Origin of the sequence: Motiliproteus sp. SC1-56, from assembly GCF_017309075.1 — a bacterium.
GTDB lineage: Bacteria > Pseudomonadota > Gammaproteobacteria > Pseudomonadales > Balneatricaceae > Motiliproteus.
The window spans coordinates 86,376-105,904 of the sequence record NZ_JAEMGS010000005.1 but is presented as its reverse complement, the minus strand read 5'-3'; the positions used below and the strand labels follow the sequence as shown (position 1 = coordinate 105,904).

Here is a 19,529-nt window from a genome sequence, read left to right as displayed (position 1 = left end):
AAGGGTGGTTCAGCTTTTGAGCCGGTAGCCGGTGCGGAAAATCCAGGTCACCGCCGCCAGGCAGAGCAGCAGAAAGCCGAGGGTCATCAGCAAACTGATGCCCACCTGTACATCGGCGACGCCGTAAAAGGCCCAGCGAAAGCCGCTGATCAGGTAGACCATGGGGTTGAACAGGGTCAGGGACTGCCAGGGCTCGGGCAGCATCTCGATGGAGTAGAACGCCCCCCCGAGGAAGGTGAGGGGGGTGATGACCATCAGGGGGATGACCTGCAGCTGCTGAAAGTCGTCTGCCCAGATGCCGATGATAAAACCGAACAGGCTGAAGGTGACCGCGGTGAGGAGCAGAAAGGCCAGCGTCCAGAATGGGTGGACAATGCTGTAGTCCACGAACAGCCGCGCCGTGATCAGGATCAGTACCCCCAGGATCACTGACTTGGTGGCGGCCGCGCCCACGTACCCGAGAACGATTTCAAACGGTGACACCGGCGCGGACAGGACTTCGTAGATGGTCCCCGAGAATTGCGGGAAGAAGATGCCGAAGCTGGCGTTGGAAATGCTTTCGCTGAGCAGGGAGAGCATCAGCAGCCCGGGAATGATAAAGGCGCCGTAGCCGATGCCGTCGATGTCCCCCATGCGGTTGCCGATGGCGGTGCCGAAGACGATAAAGTAGAGCGAGGTGGAGAGCACCGGGGAGGCGACGCTCTGCATCAGGGTGCGCCGGGCCCGTGCCATCTCAAAGCGGTAGATTGCGCTTACGCCGTGCAGGTTCACCGTGCCTCCTTGACCAGGTCGACGAAGATCTCCTCCAGCGAACTCTGCTTGGAGTGCAGGTTCTTGAAGTCCACCCCGGCCTCGTCGAGCCGGCGCAGCAGCTGGGCAATGCCGGTCTCGTGCTGGGCATCGAAGGTGTAGACCAGCTCCTGGCCGTCTTCGCTGAGGCTCAGTCCCTCGCCCGACAGGTTGGGCGGCAGCTGTTCCAGGGGCTGTTGCAGGGTCAGGCGCAACTGGCGGGTGCCCAGTTGTTCCATCAACGCACTCTTATCCTCCACCAGGATCAGCTCGCCGCGGTTGATGACCCCGATGCGGTCGGCCATCGCCTCGGCTTCCTCGATATAGTGGGTGGTCAGAATGATGGTTACCCCCTGCTGGCGCAGTTCCTGCACCATCTGCCACATGTCCTGGCGCAGGGCCACGTCGACTCCGGCGGTGGGCTCGTCCAGAAACAGAATCCGTGGTTCGTGGGAGAGGGCCTTGGCGATCAGCAGGCGCCGTTTCATGCCCCCGGACAGGTCCATGATACGACTGTCGCGCTTTTCCCAGAGTGACAGCTGGCGTAACAGTTTTTCCAGGAAGGCTGAATTCGGCGCGCGCCCGAACAGGCCCCGGCTGAAGCGCACCGCCGCCAGCACGCTCTCGAAGGCATCGGTGGAGAGCTCCTGGGGCACCAGGCCGATACAGGCGCGGGCTGCACGGTAGTCCCGTTGAATGTCGTGGCCGTCGACGCGCACCCGCCCGGAACTGGGGTTGACGATGCCGCACACGATGCTGATCAGGGTGGTTTTGCCGGCGCCATTCGGGCCCAGCAGGGCCAGGATCTCCCCCGGTTTTATTGCCAGATTGATATCCCGCAAGGCGCAGTGACCGGATGCGTAGGTTTTGTTGAGCCCCTCAACGGTAATGATCGGCCTCACGTGGCCCCCGGTTCAGCGAAGTACTGGAAAGCAAGTATAGGCCCGAAAGCGACGGCCACCATGGAATCGGGACGCGCCTTGCATTAGTGTTGGTGAATCTTTCAGCCACAGGAGAAGCGGCGATGGCCGATCTTTTTCAGCACAAGGCGGCGGACTGGGATGCGCGCCCCTTGCCCCAGCAGATCTCCGCCGGCGTCGGCGCGGCGTTAAACCGCCAGTTGGCGTTGACCCCTGAGCTTGAGGTCATGGATTTCGGCGCCGGGACCGGGCTGGTTGCGGTGCAGCTGGCCAGTAAAGTCCGGCAGATCTGGGCGGTGGATATCTCTCCGGCCATGTTGGAAAAGCTGATCGCCAAGCCTGAGCTGGCGGGCAAGGTGACAGCCTGCTGCCAGGACCTGCTGGTTGCTCCCCTGGATCGCCGGTTCGACTTGATCGTGAGCGCCATGGCGCTGCACCACGTGGAAGATACCCAAGCCCTGTTGAAAACCTTTGCCGCGCACCTGAAACCGGGAGCCGAGATCGCCCTGGCTGATCTTGACCGTGAAGACGGCAGTTTCCACCCGGCGGGTACTCCGGGCATCTTTCACCACGGCTTTGATCGTGAGCGCTTGCGAGAAGCTCTGGAGGCGCTGGGATTTGAAGGTGTGGCTTTCACCACGGCCGTCACGGTCAGCCGGGAAGGGCGCGACTATCCCATCTTCCTGGTGACCGCCCGCTGGCCGAAAAACGCATGAGGGATCTGCGTTGCCACCATACAATCGGCCGGCTTGCGGGCTAAGTCCTCGGAGGATCGTTCAGGGGCGATGGCGGCGTGTTTCCGGGGTAGGATAAATTTGAAAAAAAAGCCCTTGATTCCTGCCGCAGGCTACCTATAGAATACGCCCACGTTTTGCGGAGGGGCCTTAGCTCAGCTGGGAGAGCGCAACACTGGCAGTGTTGAGGTCAGCGGTTCGATCCCGCTAGGCTCCACCAAATCCGCACCAAAACGTTACCTGCGTCCCATTCGTCTAGTGGCCTAGGACACCGCCCTTTCACGGCGGTAACAGGGGTTCGAACCCCCTATGGGACGCCATCTTTTCCTGCCGACCGGCAGGTGCGTGGGGCCTTAGCTCAGCTGGGAGAGCGCAACACTGGCAGTGTTGAGGTCAGCGGTTCGATCCCGCTAGGCTCCACCAATTTCCTTCAGAATGTTCTCCTTGCCTTTCGGCGCGAACAGCCAGGAATTCGCGGTGCTATTTCCATAGTTTGCCTGTAGCGATTGTGGCTTAAGCCCACTTAAGTGCCTGGTGATATTTCCTCTCTCCTAACTCTCCTATCGGTTCCAACGGCCTTGAGGCAGAGCCTGAATTGCCTTCGCGTCGGGATTGGCGCCTGCGGTGATCCTCGCCGCGTAGAAACCGGTGGCTTGGGTCTAAAAACAGGTTTCCCCGGAAGCAACTTGGATGAAATCGTGGTCTAATTGCCGATATTGCACCGGTTAGTTGACCTCTCATCGTTTTATGACTCCGTTCACACCATTGATCAAGGCTGCCGAGGCACTCGCTTGCCGGTTGGAGCGAGGCCGGACAGCGGTGCCGGAATTCGGCACGCACTCTTTGACCCAGCCGGCTGAACTCGCGGCCGAGGCCGACCTGGCGGCGTGGCTCGGTGCCCAGGTTGGGCAGGAAAAACTTTATTGGCGTTCACGGGACGGCCAGCGCGAAGTCGCGGCCCTGGGGTGGCATCGACGCTGGGTTGATGACGCCGCTTGGCGGCAGCTCAAGGACCGTAAGGGCAGCGACGGCGTGCTGGCTTTTTGGATCTCAGGGTTTGAACGTGACCAGGGCTGGCAGCAGTGGCCGCGGGTGTTGTTCATCCAGCCGGCCCTCGCGGTGGTGCGGGATAGCGGCCGATGCTGGATTCAGGTCCAGCTGGCGGCGCGCGCGTTGGACGAGTGCTGTGAGGGGCTTCGGCGCTGGCATGGGAAGGCTACGCCGGCGAGGGAGATGCCCCCGGTGACGCGTGAGGATCAGCCCGAGCAGGCCGCCTGGCGAACGGCAGTTGAAAGCACCCGCCGGGCGATCGCCTCAGGGGAGTTCGCCAAGGTGGTGCTGGCCCGTCGGACGCGCCTGGCAGCCGCCAGGGCGTTGCCGTTGTGGAGTTTGTTTCTCGCTTGGCGCAGCCTGAGTCAACGCTGTTATCAACTGGCCCTGCAGGATGGGGAGCGGGGATTCCTGTCGCTGTCGCCCGAGCGGTTGTTCCGGCGGGAGGACCGGGTCCTCAGCTCTGAAGCGCTGGCCGGTACCCTCTGGCACAGTGATTCGAGTCCGGCCGTGGGTTCTGTTGACGCCAAGCTCAGCCACGAACACGCCCTGGTGGTGGATGACCTGAACGCCAAACTGGCGCGCTGCTGTGACCAGGTGAAGGCGGATCCCGGGGTAGGGCTCTATAACCAGCCCAACATGCAGCACCTCTACTGCGGGTTTAATGCCCGGCTCAAAGCCGGTGTCAGTGATGCGGACCTGCTGGCCTGCTTGCACCCGACGGCGGCGGTCTGCGGGCTGCCAGCGGCATCGGCCGCAGCTTTTATCCGCCGCCAGCAACCTTTTACCCGGGGCTGGTATGCAGGCTGCTTCGGTCCGGTGGAACCGGGGCGCAGCGAAATGGCGGTGGCCATTCGCAGCGGCCGAGTGTGCGCAAATACGCTGGACCTGTATGCCGGTGCCGGCATCGTCGCCGGCTCTGACCCTGCCCTTGAGTGGGAGGAGCTGGAGCGGAAAATTGCGCTGCCGATGAGCCTCTTTACGCACGGCACGGCCTCCGCCAAACCTCAGGAGGCGCATGTTCCCGCCGTCGCATCCCGATCTTAATCAGCTCTGGGCCGAGTTGCTGCTGGAGGAGCTGGAGCGCCGCGGCATCCGCCACCTCTGCCTGGCCCCGGGCTCGCGCTCGACCCCGTTGGTGCTGGCGGCGGCCCGACGTCCATCATTGACTCTGCACCACCACCTCGACGAGCGCGGTCTCGGCTTTCTGGCGCTCGGTATCGCCAAGCAGAGTGACGCCACGGTGGCGGTGATCACCACCTCCGGCACCGCGGTGGCCAACCTCTATCCTGCCCTGATTGAAGCCAGCCAGACCGGTGTACGGCTGGTGCTGCTGACCGCCGATCGTCCGCCCCGCTTGCAGGACTGCGGCGCCAACCAGGCGATCCGCCAGACACATATTTTTTCGGACTACCCGCGCCGGGTGCTGCGGTTGGAACCCCCGAGTCGGGACACGCCTCCCGAGTCCCTGCTCGCCGAGCTTGGCGAGGCGCTGGACTTGATAGCCGGGGCCGCCGGCGGGGTGGTTCAGATCAACTGTCGCTTTGACGAACCGCTCTATCCCGGCAGCGAGCTGGAGTCCTTCAGCCGCTACCTGGCTTCTGTTGCACCCTGGTGCGAGGGGGACCAACCCTGGACACAACCGCCGCCTGCACCGCGAGCGCCGCAGCCTGACGCCGCTGCGTGGCAGGTGTTCAAAGGGGCGCCCGGGGTGATCGTCGTCGGAGCGCAGGTGCGCTCTTTCCGAGCCATCAAAGCGTTGGCGCAGGCGCTGGGGTGGCCGCTGATCGCAGATATCCAGTCGCCGCTCAAGTTTGATGCCGCCGCGATCAGCCAGGCCGACCAGCTGCTGGCGGCACCGGCAGGCGTTGCGTTGCGCGACTGCCGTCACCTGCTGCAGTTCGGCGGGCGGCTGGTCTCCAAGGCGCTGCAGCGGTTTATCGATGAACACCGCTGGGAGCGGTTCTGGGTGGTGCACCCCGGCGACTACCCGTTGGCGCCGGGGCGTAACCAGAGCGCGTTTTTTGCCGCGGAAGCGGACGCCTGGTGCCAGGACCTGATGGAGGAAGGTGAGGCCGAGTGCCAGCTGCCGCTGGCAGAGCTGAATCGCCATCTGGCCGTCGCGCTTCACCAGCAGTTGAGCGCTGATGAGCGCTTGACGGAGCCGACCGCGGTCCACCGCCTGTTGCAACTGATTCCCGAGGGCGCGCCGCTTGTGGCCGGCAACAGCCTGGCGATCCGGCTTCTGGACATGATAGCCGGCACCGCGACCAACGCCCCGCGAATTCTGGCCAACCGGGGCGCCAGTGGTATCGAAGGGCTGACCGCCACCGCTGCCGGGGTGGCTAAGGCCAGTGCGCGGCCTGTGACGCTGCTGGTGGGCGACACCGCGTTTCTGTACGACCTCAACAGCCTGATCCTGCTGCGCGAACTGGACACACCGCTGATTATCGTGGTGCTAAACAACGACGGCGGCGGCATCTTCCGGCTGCTGCCGGTGCCGGATCAGGAACTATTGAAGACTCATTATCAACGCCCCCATGGGCTCGATTTTGCCGCCGGCTGCGCCCAGTTCGGGGTCGATTACCGCTGTCCGCGGTCGCTGGCGGAATTTGCTGCCGACTACCGCGATGCGCTGCAACGGCGTCAGCACCGGGTGATCGAACTGCGCTGTGACGCCGATGACAGCGTCGCCTTTATCCGCGGCCTTACTGCTGCGTACAAATCCAGTTAAGATCATTGCGTTATGACGCCGGCGCCGATCGCGCCGGTACTATGTCTGGAGGACATCATGAAGTATGGGATGAGCGAAGCGGAACTCTACGCTCCGGTCGAATGGCGCGATTGCAGCGCCGAGTACGCGGATATTCGTTATCACAAGGGCGAAGGGATCGCCAAGATCACCATCAACCGCCCCCAGGTTCACAACGCCTTTCGTCCCCGCACCGTGCAGGAGATGATGCGGGCGCTGGACAACGCCCGTTACGACGCTGAGATCGGCTGCATTATCCTCACCGGCGCCGGCGACAAGGCGTTCTGCTCCGGCGGCGACCAGTCGATCCGCGGCGATGCTGGTTACAGCGACGGGGAGGGGACCGAGCACCTCAACGTGCTCGATTTTCAACGCCAGATCCGCACCTGCCCCAAGCCCGTGGTGGCGATGGTGGCCGGTTACGCCATCGGCGGCGGTCACGTGCTGCACCTGATCTGTGATCTGACCATTGCCGCCGACAATGCCCGTTTCGGCCAGACCGGCCCGGCGGTCGGCTCCTTTGACGGCGGTTACGGCTCCAGCTACATGGCGCGGATCGTCGGTCAGAAGAAGGCCCGCGAGATCTGGTTCCTCTGCCGTCAGTACGATGCCCAGCAGGCCCTGGACATGGGGCTGGTCAACACCGTGGTGCCGGTGGCGGAGCTGGAGCGCGAGACCGTACGCTGGTGCCGCGAGATGCTGCAGAACTCACCCATGGCACTGCGCTGCCTGAAGGCCGCCATGAACGCTGACTGCGACGGCCAGGCCGGGCTGCAGGAGCTGGCCGGCAACGCCACCCTGATGTTCTACATGTCCGAAGAGGCACAGGAGGGACGCAACGCCTTTATGGAGAAGCGTCGCCCCGAGTTCAGCAAATTCAAACGCCAACCCTGAGGTAGCCGCCCGCCGATGACCCGTCGCGCCGCTCTCTATCGCTACCGGGTGCCACTGGTTCGGCCGCTACGGCTGGCCTTTGGCACCCTTTGTGTGCGCGAGGGAGTGGTCCTTGAACTACAAGATGGTGAGCGCCAGGGGTGGGGCGAAGCGGCGCCGCTGCCCGGTTTCAGTCCCGACTCGCTGGACCAGGCCGAGCAACGCCTGCGACGGTTAGCAACCGGCTGGTTGGACGAGGTGCCAGTGGCGCGAACCTCGGATTCCCCGGCGGCTGCCTTCGCCTTTGACTGCGCCCGGTGGGAGCTCGATAAGGGTCTGCTGGTGGCCGATCCGACCCTTGGCGCTTACCCGTTATTGGCCGGCAGTCGCGAGCAGCAGCAACGGCAATGGCTGGCGTTACGCGACCAGCCCCCCGTGTCGATCAAGCTCAAACTCGGTGGCGAAGCGCCCGCCAGTGACGCCGCCTGGTTGCAGCAGCTGCTCGATGACGCGCCTCGACTGCGGTTGCGGTTGGATATCAACCGCCGCTGGACCCGGGCACAGGCCGAGCAGTTCGCGAGCGCGCTCAGCAAGGACCTCCGCGCCGCCATCGACTATATCGAAGAGCCCTGCCAGCAGCTGCAGCAGTCGCTGGCCTGGGCCGAACAGCAGCGCCTGCCACTGGGGCTGGATGAAAGCCTGAGTGAATGCGGAGAGCGGTTGCCCGACTCCCCCGCGTTGAAGGCGTTGATCCTCAAGCCGACCCTGGTCGGCTCGCTGAGTCGGTTGCAGCGGTGGCTGGAGCAGGCGCGCCGCCGGGGGATGCGCACCCTGCTCAGCAGCTGTTTCGAATCCCCGCTGGCGCTGGGCCAGCTGGCGGCGCTGGCGCGGGAACTCACCCCCGACGAGCCGCCGGGCCTCGATACCCTCGGGCCCTGGCCGCAGGACCTGATCCGGCCGCTACCCAATTCAACCCGGCCGCTGCTGCCGCTGGAGCAACTGACATGTCTGTGGCGCAGCTAGTCTGCCCACTCTACCGGGCCGCTGGACGCTGGCCGGAGCAGCCGGCGTTGGAGGAAGGTAGCGCTGCGGTCACGTTCCGGACTCTGGAGCGTGAGGTCAGTCACCTGTGCCGGCAGCTCAGCGAGTATGGAGTGCAACCGGGGGACCGGCTGGCGTTGGCCACGGACGACCGTGGCGCCATCGTGCGATGGCTGCTGGCGGCGCTCAGATTAGAGTTGTGTGCGGTGGTACTCAATCCATCGCAGCCGGATGCCGCGCTCGCGGCCCAGATTGAACGCGCCGTGCCGAACTGGCTGGTGACGGAGCGAACACTCGAGGGCGTGGCGCTGGACGGTTTCGACCCGCGCCTGTTCGCGGCCAGGCCCCCTTCCTTTGGAAACGACGCCCCTGTCGGCGTCGAGATTCGTCCGGATCGCCCCTACACCGGCGTCTTTACCTCCGGCAGCAGCGGCACCCCGAAACTGGCGCTGCACAGCTACCGCAACCACCACGCCAGCGCCCTCGGCAGTCAGCAACTGATCCCGCTTGGTCCCGGCGATCGCTGGGCTGCGGTACTGCCCTTTTACCACGTCGGCGGACTGGCGTTGATCTTCCGCTGTTTGCTGGCCGGCGCCTGCCTGCAGATTCCCGATCCTGAACGCCCCCTGGCCGATCTGGTGCGCGACGCGGCCGGCCCCACCCACCTATCGGCGGTCAGCACCCAGGTGCTCAGGTTGCAGAACGAGGGGCGGCGGCTGGATCAGGGCTGCCTGCGTACCCTGTTGCTGGGGGGCAGCGCCTTTCCCCAAGGGCTGCTGGAGTGGTTGGCCCCGCAATCGGTCAACGTACTGATCAGCTACGGGCTGACCGAGATGAGCTCGCAGGTGATGAGCGGCCCGGTGAACGCGGACGGGGTGCTGGCCCGGCTCCTGCCGGGGCGGGAGCTTAAGATCGCACCTGACGGGGAGATCCTGGTACGCGGCGCTACCCTGTTCCTCGGCTATGACGAGGGGGGCATGTTGCGCCGGCCGCTGGATAATGACGGCTGGTTCCATACCCGCGACCTGGGAGACCTCGCCGCCGAGGGCTTGCGGGTGCTGGGGCGGCAGGACAACCAGTTCATCAGCGGCGGCGAGAACATACAGCCCGAGGAGATTGAAGCCTGGATCGCCCGTTATCCAGGGGTCGAGCGCTGCGTGGTGGTGCCGGTCGATGATGCCGAGTTCGGCCAGCGTCCGGTGGCGCTGGTGGCGGGGCTGGCCCTGCCGGATGACGCAGAGGGCTTAAGGGCTTGGCTTCGGCTGCGCATAGCGGGCTACAAGGTGCCCCGTGTCTACCTTCCGTTACCGCAGACAACGGGTACCCCATTAAAGATTCAACGCCAGCCGCTACAGCAGCTGGCCACGCGGATGTTGGCCGCTGAAGGCCGACGGCGATAGCCATTCATTTCGGGAGAAGTTTTCATGATAGACCTACGCAGTGACACCGTTACCCATCCCAGCGCCGCTATGCGCGAAGTCATGGCCGCGGCCGCCGTGGGGGACGACGTCTACGGCGAGGATCCGACAGTCAATGCCCTGGAAGCGCGGGTCGCCGCCATGGCAGGCATGGAGGCCGGGCTGTTCGTAGCCTCCGGAACACAAGGCAACCTGCTGGCGCTGCTGACCCACTGCCAACGGGGCGAGGAGTACCTGACCGGCCAGGATTACCATAGTTACCTGTACGAAGCCGGCGGGGCCGCCACCCTGGGAGGGATTCAGCCGCAGCCGCTGGCGGTGGAGCCCGACGGCACCCTGGCGCTGGACCGGGTGGAAGCCCATATCAAGCCCGATGACCTGCATTTTGCCCGTAGCCGTCTGCTGGCCCTTGAGAATACTCACCACGGCAAGGTGATCGGCCTCGATTACCTCAAGGCGACCCACGCCCTGGCCGAACGCCATGGATTGGCTACTCACCTCGACGGCGCCCGTGTCTTCAATGCCGCCGCGGCCCTGGATGTGGAATTGAGCGCCATCAGCTGCCATTTCGACAGCCTGTCGCTCTGCTTTTCCAAGGGGCTGGGTTGCCCGGTGGGCGCCATGCTCTGCGGCTCGGCTGCGTTTATCGATGCCGCAAGGCGCTACCGCAAAATGCTGGGGGGTGGCATGCGCCAGGCCGGTATCCTGGCCGCGGCTGCCGACTACGCCCTGGATCACCATCTCCCGGATCTGGCCGAGGATCACCAAAAAGCCCGTTGGCTCGCCGAGCGCCTGGTGGTGCTGCCCGGGGTCGAGGTTGAGCCCGTGCAGACCAATATGATCTATCTGCGCCTGCCCGCGACGGTGGACCCGCAACCGTTGTGCGCGGCATTGAGCGAGCGCGGGGTCAGGGTTGCGCCCGGTCGGACGCTACGTCTGGTGGTGCACCGGGATATCGACCCGGCGGGTATCGAACGGGCCGCCGCGGCCTTGGCCGAGGTGCTGGCCGGGCCGCTGGACAAAAAGGGCTGAGCCCTTCTTTCTTGCGGCTTCGCCGGGGAGTCGGTGTCACGGGAACGGGCGGCGGTGACAGTCAGACCGTTGGATGCTTCCTGTCAGGTGCTTTGATGTTGTGCTGGCGGTGATCACCGAATGTCAGCGTCTGGCCCCCTTGCAGACTGTTCGGTATAGCTCATATAGCTCTTTCGTCTGCAGTCAAAAGACAAGACCTGACCCCGTGCCCCGGGGCCCCTTGCTGGACAACATCTGCTTTGGATTCGGCCGATGGGGATCTGAGGTGCTCTACATCTACTATTCGGTTCATCTGGTTGAAGACCCAGTGACCTCTACTGGTACTTACCATGTCGGTGATCGCCTAAGTGCCTCTTGGTACCCCAAGAATCACGATGCAGCGGTAAACGAAGCAAAGCGTATCCTACCGGAGTTAGAACGCTATGCCTTTCCCTGGTTCGACAAGATCGATAGTGCAGAGAAATTTGAAGGCGCCTGGTTTGATTACGGTAAATCGGCGGCTTTTGCAGCCGTCGCAATGGGCGAGTTAGATAGGGCGAAAATCTACCTCGAGGACGCCATCGCCAAGAAGGCTCCTCTGATCTACGACAGCGGCTACCCCGGATGGCGAGACAACGAATACGGTGTGGAAGAGGAAGAAATCACCAAACTCCAGGAGGCGCTTGAAGCGATCAAGTCCGGAACCATCGAGACGTGGCGAGAAAAAGCCCGCCAAGAGAAATTTACCGAGGTTGGGATCGGCTAGACAGCTCATGTGAGCAAAGCGGGCCTGCTCCGCGGTCAACCTCCACAGCCTGCGCGATCCCCTCGGAACCGGGTCTCTGGTGCCGAACCCGAAAAACAGGCACCTGCAGATCCATTGGAAGTGCCACGAGAACGGCGTGATTCACCATGCCTCGATCACAGGGGAATACCCAGCTTCTGTGTCAGGGTGGTTTAGTGCGGGCTCGGTACGGGCTTTGGTCCAGCCGGGCGGCGGGGCAGGGGGAGGAAGGATGGGCGGGACACCGGGCGGGGGATAGCGGGTGGCGGCAGCGCCGCCACCCGGTCCCGGTTACTCTGAAGCGGCGATCAGGCTGGCGTTACCGCCGGCGGCGGTCGTATCGATGCACAGGTGGCGCTCGATGACGAAGCGCTCCGGTGCGTCGGCCTCGGTGATCAGCGGCAGCAGCGCGCCTTCACGGGCGGCCAGGGCGATGCGGTAGGTGCGCAGGGTCTCGTGGTCGGCGTTGCTGACCACGCCCTGGAACCCACTGGCCCGGAGCAGCGTCTCCGGCGTGATTAGCCCGTCGATACCGGCAACGGGCAGCCCCTTGGCGGCGGCTTTTTCCGCCAGGGCTTCGGCACCGGGGGCGACCAGCACCGCGGCGTTGCCCTGGGAGAGGGCGGTCGCCGCCTGCGCCAGCACCGTGTCGCGATCCGGACCCAGGCAGAGCAGGGTGCCGCGGGGGCAGTTGGAGAGCAGGTTGGTCTCCCCGGTGGGCCCGCAAGGGCCACGGGGTCACAAGGGCCACGGGGTCAGGTCTTGTTTTTTGACCTCCAGTGGTAACGCTGCATTGGCAGCATCTAACTGTCCGCTTTCGCTAACCAGCCACTTTTCATACCACTAGTGCATCAATCTCTCTGCAACTGATCTGTCAAAGTCTTTGAGCCTTCGCTGAATTGCGCAGCAGCCCCCCAGCCTGAAATCGCAGCAACGATAAGCGGCCAGGGCGCTACAGGTCATCGTGTGGTTGCGGTGGGGGACGGGCGATGTGCAGGCAAGCCGGGGGCGGGAAGAGTCGCCCGTGCGGACACGGGCGATGCGCGACGAATCAGTACTCGACCAGAACATCTTCGTCGCGCAGGATCAACTGGCACGCCAGTCGATGTGGGGGTGGGAAGTCATCCGTGTAGGTCTTTTCGATTTCTGCCCGCTTGAGCTTACCGATCTCGACCAGCGTCTGGCGTTCCTTGTCGGTCAGGTGGCCGCCCATGGGCGCTTTATCGCCCTGGACGCTGACGTCCACGCAGCAGGTGCCGCAGTTGCCGTCTTCACAGTCGAAAGCGATCGGCACGTCGTGTTGCTGTGCCAGCTTCAATACGGTTTCGGTGTGGCTACCGGCCACCGCGTAGGTCACCGTTTGGTCGCCTTTCTTACCCGTTTTAGCGCGAAAAGTTACGACAGGCATAACGTTCTCCTTGGTTGTTATAACCACGGCGGCGAAATACCGCCGGCCAGGGTATCGCAAGGAGTGTGCCAGCAATAAATTATTGATTATACGAAGTAAGGTTGGGCGCTGGTTGTCATGCAGGAAACAACGGAAGCGCTTTTGTCGCACAGTTCACAGGGTTTTTGCCGTTTGTCCACTCATTCGAAGGGTTTTGCGGTGACGCAGGTTAGGCGTCTGAAACTGGGGCTTTTCGCTAATCCGAAGGAGAATGATCCGCGGTCAACCTCCACAGCCTGCGCGATCCCCTCGGAACCGGGTCTCTGGTGCCGAACCCGAAAAACAGGCACCGTGTCAGGGTGGTTTAGTGCGGGCTCGGTACGGGCTTTGGTCCAGCCGGGCGGCTGGGCAGGGGGAGGAAGGATGGGCGGGACACCGGGCGGGGGATAGCGGGTGGCGGCAGCGCCGCCACCCGGTCCCGGTTACTCTGAAGCGGCGATCAGGCTGGCGTTACCGCCGGCGGCGGTCGTATCGATGCACAGGTGGCGCTCGATGACGAAGCGCTCCGGTGCGTCGGCCTCGGTGATCAGCGGCAGCAGCGCGCCTTCACGGGCGGCCAGGGCGATGCGGTAGGTGCGCAGGGTCTCGTGGTCGGCGTTGCTGACCACTCCCTGGAATCCACTGGCCTGGAGCAGCGCCTCCGGCGTGATTAGCCCGTCGATACCGGCAACGGGCAGCCCCTTGGCGGCGGCCTTGTCTGCCAGGGCTTCGGCACCGGGTGCGACCAGCACTACGGCGTTGCCCTGGGAGAGGGCGGTCGCCGCTTGCGCCAGCACCGTGTCGCGATCCGGACCCAGGCAGAGCAGGGTGCCGCGGGGGCAGTTGGAGAGCAGGTTGGTCTCCCCGGTGGGCCCGGGCATGGCTTCGGGTTCGGCGTCCAGCGCGGTTGGGACGGCGGCGACCCCGAGTGCATCCTGGATTTTCGCCTGGCGGGCTTTCTCTTCCGCCCACTGTGCGTTATCCAGCCGGTCAATGGCGGCCTGCAGGCTCGGCGCGCCGATCTGGGCCGGACCCTGGGGGGCGATGCTTGCGGCGTCCGTGGCGGTTCTGAAACGGCGCACGTACTGGGGACCGCCGGCCTTGGGACCGGTGCCGGAGAGGCCTTCGCCGCCGAACGGCTGGGAGCCGACAATGGCGCCGATCTGGTTGCGGTTGACGTAGGTGTTGCCCACCTTGATCCGCTTCACGACCCGCTCCACCCTGCTTTCGATCCGCGTGTGCAGGCCGAAGGTGAGGCCGTAGCCCTTGGCATTGACGGCATCCACCACCTGCTCCAGTTGCTCGGCGTCAAAGGTCGCTACGTGCAGGACGGGGCCGAAGATCTCCTCTTCCAGCTCCTCGATACCGCTCACCTGCAATACGGTGGGGGCAACGAAACTGCCTTCGGCGGGGACCTCGAGGCGCTTCAGCTCCCGCCCCTGATCCCGGAAGCGGGCGCAGTGGGCTTCGATTTTCGCCTTGGCGGTTTCATCAATCACCGGGCCGATGTCGGTGCTGAGCTGCCAGGGATTACCCAGGCGCAGCTCGTCCATGGCGCCGAACAGCATTTCCAGCAGGTGCTCGGCCACGTCTTTTTGCACGTAGAGCACCCGCAGCGCGGAGCAGCGTTGTCCGGCGCTCTGGAATGCGGAGGCGATGACATCCCGCACCACCTGCTCGGGCAGGGCGGTGGAATCCACGATCATGGCGTTGAGACCGCCGGTTTCGGCGATCAGCGGCGCCTCGGGAGTGATTTCCTCGGCCATGGCCCGGTTGATGCGCTGGGCGGTGGCGGTGGAGCCGGTGAAGCAGACGCCGGCGATGCGCCGGTCGCTGCTCAGGGCGGCGCCGACGGTGGCGCCGGTACCGGGCAGCAGTTGGATGACATCCTTGGGAATGCCGGCCTCGTGCATCAGCTCCACGGCGCGGTAGGCCATCAGGCTGGTGCTCTCCGCCGGTTTGGCCAGCACCGTATTGCCCGCCGCCAGGGCCGCCAGGATCTGTCCGGAGAAGATCGCCAGGGGGAAGTTCCAGGGCGAGATGCAGGCGATGACGCCGCGGGCTTCGCCTGCATCATCCAGCAGCTCGGCCTGGTTGGGGTAGTAGAGGGCAAAGTCGACGGCTTCCCGGATCTCGGCGACGCCGTCCAGCAGGGTCTTGCCCGCTTCCCGGGTAGCCAGGGCGAAAAGCTCGCCGGCGTTCGCTTCGAACAGTTCGCCCACCCGGCGGATCAGGGCGGCGCGCTCGCTCACCGGCCGTGCGGACCAGGCCTCGGCGGCGACGCGGGCGGCGCTGATGGCCTGCTCGATGTCGGCGGCGGACGACTGGACGACCTCGCCGACGCAATCGGCGGGGCTGGCGGGGTTGTAGACGGGAACCGCCTCGCCGCCCTCAACGGGGCCGGCCAGCAGCGGGCCGCCCTGCCAGCGGTGGCCTTTAAAGGCACCGCGCTGGGCTTCAATTTTCTCGACCTGGACCGGGTCGGTGATATCCCAGCCCCGGGCGTTGCGACGGCCCTGGCCGTACAGCTCGGCGGGGCGGGCGATGCTCTGGCTGGAGACCTGGTCACCCATTTTTTCGACCACCGTGAAGGGGTCGCGGGCGATCTCTTCGGGTTGAATGCGGGTGTCCACGATCTGGTTGACGAAGGAGCTGTTGGCGCCGTTCTCCAGCAGGCGGCGTACCAGGTACGCCAGCAGGTCGCGGTGCGCGCCCACGGGGGCGTAGATACGGCAGCGCGAGCCCCGGGCCTTGACCACGGCGTCGTGCAGGGATTCGCCCATGCCGTGCAGGCGCTGGAATTCGAAATTGTCCTCGTCGCCGGCCAGGTGCTGAATGGCGGAGACGGAGTGGGCGTTGTGGGTGGCGAACTGGGGGTAGATCCGGTCGGTCATCGCCAGCAGCTTGCGGGCGCAGGCGATGTAGGAGACGTCGCTGTTGGCCTTGCGGGTAAAGACCGGGAAACCCTCCAGACCCATCTCCTGGGCGCGCTTGATTTCGGCATCCCAGTAGGCCCCTTTCACCAGCCGTACCATGATCTTGCGGTCCAGCCGGGTGGCCAGGGCATAGAGCCAGTCCAGCACGTGGCGGGCGCGGGGGCCGTAGGCCTGCACCACCACGCCGAAACCGTTCCAGCCGGCCAGCTGCGGATCGGCCAGTACGGCCTCGATAACGTCCAGGGAGAGGTCGAGACGGTCCGCTTCCTCGGCGTCGATGTTGAAGCCCATGTTGGCGGCGCTGGCCTGCAGCACCAGTTCGCGCAGGCGCGGCACCAGCTCGTTCATCACCCGGTCGCGCTGGGCAAATTCGTAGCGGGCATGGAGCGCCGACAGCTTGACCGAGATGCCCGGATTCTGGCGAATGTCGTCGTGCTTACAGGACGCGGCCAGTTTGCTGATCGCCTGGGCGTAGGCGGCCTGGTAGCGGAGGGCGTCGGCGTCGGTGCGGGCGGCTTCGCCGAGCATGTCGTAGGAGTAGGTGTAGCCTTCGCTCTCCAGCTTGCGGGCCCGCTTGGTCGCCTCTTCGATGGTGCGTCCAAGTACGAACTGGCGGCCCAGCTCTTTCATGGCCTGGCCCACGGCGGTGCGCACCACCGGCTCGCCCAGGCGCTTGATCAGTCCGCGCAGGGTCTGCACCACACCTTCTTGGTCCACGGGGGCAATCAGCTTGCCGGTTACCAGCAGGGCCCAGGTGGAGGAGTTAATCAGGGGGTAGTCGGATTTGCCCCGGTGGGAAGACCAGTCGCCGGACGCCACCTTGTCTTCGATCAGCTCGTCGATGGTGTGCTTGTCGGGCACGCGCAGGAGCGCCTCGGCGAGGCACATCAGGGCCACGCCCTCCTTGGTGGTCAGGCCGTACTGGGCCAGGAACTTTTCCATCATGGTGGTTTTGCCCTGCTCCCTGACCTGGCGCACCAGCTCGGCGGCGCGCGCGGAGATCTGGCGGCGGTCAGCCTCGGACAGCTGCGCGGTCTCGATCAGCGCTTTCACCGCCTGGGCTTCATCGGCCAGATAATCGCGGCGTACCAGCAAACGGCAGGCCTCGGTTGTCAAAGTGCTTTCGCTCACCTGTCCCATAATGGCTCCTTCTTTATTGTTGCGTTAAGGGGGCAGATTATAGTTTTTTGCCTGTAGGCGAATTCACCAAAATATATTCATCAAAGTATAAAACAGACTTTTGTTTCTGCCTTTCTGGATAAAAAATAGAGCCTTATGGTGAGGAGGCGGGCAAAACGACTTGCCCCGGAAGACGGCGGAAATGTTGGCGAAAACAAAAAAGCCACGCTCGGTGAGCGTGGCTTTGGGGTGGGGTTGAACCCGCTGTTTCGGGTTCGCCCGGTCCTATGGGACGGTGCTTAGTTCTTGACGAGCGCCTCGACTTCTTCGAACTTGGCCTCGATGGTGCGGGCCGGTGCCGGGGTCATCAGGCTGGCTGCGATGATGGCCAGGGTGGCGAAAATAAAGCCGGGGATGATCTCGTAGAGGTCAAACAGGCCGCCGGACATCTGCTTCCAGACCACCACGGTGACGCCGCCGACAATGATGCCGGCCAGGGCACCGGTCTTGTTCATCCGCTTCCAGTAGAGGGAGAGGATCAGGGCGGGGCCGAAGGCCGCACCGAAGCCGGCCCAGGCGTAGGAGACCAGCTCCAGCACCTTGGAATCGGGATCCATCGCCAGGAAGTAGGCGATCAGGGCGATCACGATCACGGCGATACGACCCACCAGCACCAGTTGCTTCTGGTCGGCGTCGCGGTTGAACAGGGCCTTGTAGAAATCTTCCGCCAGGGCGGAGGAGGAAACCAGCAGCTGGGAGTCGGCGGTGCTCATCACCGCGGCCAGGATGGCGGCCAGCAGGATGCCGGCGATGACCGGGTGGAAGAGGGCGTCGACCAGCACCATGAAGACCTTCTCGCTGTCACCCAGCGGGGCGTCCAGGTAGCCGATGGCGGCGAAGCCCACCAGGCAGGCGCCCAGCATGGTCAGGCCGCTCCAGAACACGGCGATACGGCGGGCGGTGGGCACGTGATCCTTGCTCTTGATGCCCTTGAAGCGCGCCAGGATGTGGGGCTGACCGAAGTAGCCCAGTCCCCAGCCCAGCAGGGAGAGGGTGCCGATCACGGTGATGGCGTTGCCGTCGGTGTCGGTAAAGGCGTTCAGCAGCTCGGGGTTGCTGGCCTTGATCGCTGCCCAGGTGGCGGAGATGCCGCCCACTTCACCCATGGCGACCAGCGGTACGATCACCAGCGCGGCGGCCATCAGCAGGCCCTGTACCACGTCGGTCCAGGAGACGGCTAGGTAGCCGCCGAACAGGGTGTAGGAGATCACCGCGAGGGTGCCGATGGTGACGGCCAGGGTGTAATCGAACCCGAACACGGTTTCGAACAGCTTGCCGCCGGCAACCAGGCCGGAGCTGGTGTAAAAGAGGAAGAACAGCAGTACGAAGACGGCGGAGATGACCCGCAGGCTGTGGCTCTTGTCCTCGAAGCGCTTCTCGAAGAAGGCCGGCAGGGTCAGGGCGTCTTCGGCGTGCTGGGAGTAGACCCGCAGGCGCTGGGCCACCAGCAGCCAGTTGAGCCAGGTACCGACCAGCAGGCCGCCGGCCAGCCAGAAGGCGCCGTAACCGGCAGAAAGCGCATAGCCGGGCAGGCCCAGCAGCAGCCAGCCGCTCATGTCGGAAGCGCCGGCGGAGAGGGCGCTGGGCAGGGCGCCCAGGTTACGCCCGCCGAGCACGTAGTCGGACAGGTCCTGGGTGCGGCGATAGGCGACGATGCCGATCCCCAGCATCAGGGCGAGGTATATCAGGAAAGTAAGTGTGATCATGAGTGGATCCTCATTATTGTTATCCCGTTGTGATTCGAAGTTTGTAGGGCCAGCCTCGCGGCGGGCCGGTGTTTTATCCCCCAGGCGCTCCGTGCCGTTGATGGGGCTGCATACCGTGTCGTGTCGGGTGGTGGGCTGCCACGTTAACGATTCGCCCGCCTTCCCAGACTCGACAATCGACTGAATACGAACCACGAGTGGAACGTACGGTTGAAGGCGGGTATGGTATGCCGCCGACGCTGATCCGGGGGACGGGGCTGGCGACCCTAACCCCCCGAAATTCATTGACTATTTCCGGCCCTGGAAACAAACGGCTATTTTAAGCCGGGTTCGATAGATTTTTTTCCTGTTTTTTTAAATAATGCAGTCTTTTCTTGCTTTTTGATTGTGTCAAAAGGTGAAAAAGGTAATTTCCCCTGGAGGAGCCGTGGACGAACTGGACAAGCTGGACCGAGCGATCATTCGTGAGCTGCAGAGGAATGCGCGGATCACGGTTACCGAACTCTCCTCCCGGGTAGGGCTCTCGAAGACCCCCTGCCAGGTGCGCATGCGGCGCCTGGAGGAGCAGGGCTATATTCTCGGCTACGTCGCCTTGGTGGACCAGGCCAAGATGGGGCTTAATCACATCGCCTTTGTTCAAGTCAGCCTCAGTGACACCAGCAGCAAGGCGTTGACTGCCTTTAACGAAGCGGTGCGCAAGATTCCGGCGGTGGAGCAGTGTCATATGATCGCGGCGGGCTTCGACTACCTGCTCAAGGTGCGCACCGCCGACATGGCGGCCTATCGTAGTGTGCTGGGTGAACAGATCTCCGCGCTGCCCCACGTGCAGCACACCAGCACCTTTGCGGTGATGGAAAACGTCAAGGATGACCCGGCGAAGCTGGACGGCGACGCCTGAGCAAGCGGCGGC

15 protein-coding genes and 3 tRNA genes are annotated in these 19,529 nt (G+C 64.2%); 12 read left to right on the top strand and 6 right to left on the bottom strand.

Going from position 1 to position 19,529, the window contains the following annotated elements:
- Positions 1-9: 9 nt before the first annotated feature.
- Complete coding sequence (locus tag JGZ97_RS07000; protein ID WP_207061911.1) at positions 10-771, bottom strand: ABC transporter permease; 762 nt, start codon at positions 769-771, stop codon at positions 10-12.
- Complete coding sequence (locus tag JGZ97_RS06995; protein WP_207061910.1) at positions 768-1,691, bottom strand: ABC transporter ATP-binding protein; 924 nt, start codon at positions 1,689-1,691, stop codon at positions 768-770. Before JGZ97_RS06995 ends, JGZ97_RS07000 begins: the two co-directional genes overlap by 4 nt.
- Before the next feature lie 122 nt (positions 1,692-1,813).
- Here JGZ97_RS06995 and JGZ97_RS06990 point away from each other — a divergent pair, with 122 nt between their 5' ends.
- The 11 genes from JGZ97_RS06990 (at position 1,814) to JGZ97_RS06940 (ending at position 11,354) form a co-directional block, all read left to right on the top strand.
- Positions 1,814-2,425, top strand: a complete 612-nt coding sequence (locus JGZ97_RS06990; RefSeq protein ID WP_207061909.1) for a class I SAM-dependent methyltransferase — start codon at positions 1,814-1,816, stop codon at positions 2,423-2,425.
- Between the two features lie 162 nt (positions 2,426-2,587).
- A tRNA-Ala gene (locus JGZ97_RS06985) sits at positions 2,588-2,663 on the top strand.
- A 24-nt stretch (positions 2,664-2,687) separates the two neighbouring features.
- Positions 2,688-2,763: transfer RNA gene (locus JGZ97_RS06980), tRNA-Glu, on the top strand.
- 27 nt (positions 2,764-2,790) lie between these two features.
- A tRNA-Ala gene (locus JGZ97_RS06975) sits at positions 2,791-2,866 on the top strand.
- Positions 2,867-3,286: 420 nt separating this feature from the next.
- Complete coding sequence (locus tag JGZ97_RS06970) at positions 3,287-4,540, top strand: isochorismate synthase MenF (RefSeq protein WP_207061908.1); 1,254 nt, start codon at positions 3,287-3,289, stop codon at positions 4,538-4,540.
- The gene (gene menD / locus JGZ97_RS06965; RefSeq protein WP_207061907.1) at positions 4,512-6,227 is read left to right on the top strand and encodes a 2-succinyl-5-enolpyruvyl-6-hydroxy-3-cyclohexene-1-carboxylic-acid synthase; all 1,716 of its coding nucleotides are present in this window, start codon (positions 4,512-4,514) and stop codon (positions 6,225-6,227) included. Before JGZ97_RS06970 ends, menD begins: the two co-directional genes overlap by 29 nt.
- Positions 6,228-6,284: 57 nt before the next feature.
- Positions 6,285-7,139 carry a 1,4-dihydroxy-2-naphthoyl-CoA synthase gene (gene menB, locus JGZ97_RS06960; protein WP_304609760.1) on the top strand — a complete coding sequence of 285 codons (855 nt, stop codon included), beginning with the start codon at positions 6,285-6,287 and terminating at the stop codon, positions 7,137-7,139.
- 15 nt (positions 7,140-7,154) lie between these two features.
- A complete protein-coding gene (gene menC / locus JGZ97_RS06955) occupies positions 7,155-8,141 on the top strand; it encodes an o-succinylbenzoate synthase (protein ID WP_207061906.1) in 987 nt (328 codons plus the stop codon).
- Positions 8,123-9,559 (top strand): AMP-binding protein, encoded by a 1,437-nt coding sequence (locus tag JGZ97_RS06950; protein WP_207061905.1) that lies wholly within the window; start codon positions 8,123-8,125, stop codon positions 9,557-9,559. The genes menC and JGZ97_RS06950 overlap by 19 nt, the downstream gene beginning before the upstream one ends.
- A 24-nt stretch (positions 9,560-9,583) precedes the next feature.
- Positions 9,584-10,609, top strand: a complete 1,026-nt coding sequence (gene ltaE, locus JGZ97_RS06945; RefSeq protein WP_207061904.1) for a low-specificity L-threonine aldolase — start codon at positions 9,584-9,586, stop codon at positions 10,607-10,609.
- A gap of 265 nt (positions 10,610-10,874) precedes the next feature.
- Positions 10,875-11,354: a hypothetical protein gene (locus JGZ97_RS06940; RefSeq protein WP_207061903.1), complete on the top strand. Its 480-nt coding sequence runs from the start codon at positions 10,875-10,877 to the stop codon at positions 11,352-11,354.
- A gap of 309 nt (positions 11,355-11,663) precedes the next feature.
- Here the strand turns inward: JGZ97_RS06940 and JGZ97_RS06935 are convergent, their stop codons facing one another.
- From JGZ97_RS06935 to putP, 4 genes are all read right to left on the bottom strand, one after another.
- Positions 11,664-12,017, bottom strand: coding sequence for a hypothetical protein (locus JGZ97_RS06935; RefSeq protein WP_207061902.1), 354 nt, complete (start codon positions 12,015-12,017; stop codon positions 11,664-11,666).
- A gap of 406 nt (positions 12,018-12,423) precedes the next feature.
- Positions 12,424-12,780, bottom strand: coding sequence for a 2Fe-2S iron-sulfur cluster-binding protein (locus tag JGZ97_RS06930; protein ID WP_207061901.1), 357 nt, complete (start codon positions 12,778-12,780; stop codon positions 12,424-12,426).
- Between the two features lie 461 nt (positions 12,781-13,241).
- The gene (gene putA, locus JGZ97_RS06925; protein ID WP_207061900.1) at positions 13,242-16,874 is read right to left on the bottom strand and encodes a bifunctional proline dehydrogenase/L-glutamate gamma-semialdehyde dehydrogenase PutA; all 3,633 of its coding nucleotides are present in this window, start codon (positions 16,872-16,874) and stop codon (positions 13,242-13,244) included.
- Positions 16,875-17,152: 278 nt separating this feature from the next.
- The gene (putP, locus tag JGZ97_RS06920) at positions 17,153-18,619 is read right to left on the bottom strand and encodes a sodium/proline symporter PutP (protein ID WP_207061899.1); all 1,467 of its coding nucleotides are present in this window, start codon (positions 18,617-18,619) and stop codon (positions 17,153-17,155) included.
- A 427-nt stretch (positions 18,620-19,046) separates the two neighbouring features.
- Here putP and JGZ97_RS06915 point away from each other — a divergent pair, with 427 nt between their 5' ends.
- Positions 19,047-19,517 (top strand): Lrp/AsnC ligand binding domain-containing protein, encoded by a 471-nt coding sequence (locus JGZ97_RS06915; protein WP_207061898.1) that lies wholly within the window; start codon positions 19,047-19,049, stop codon positions 19,515-19,517.
- The last annotated feature ends 12 nt before the right edge of the window (positions 19,518-19,529 follow it).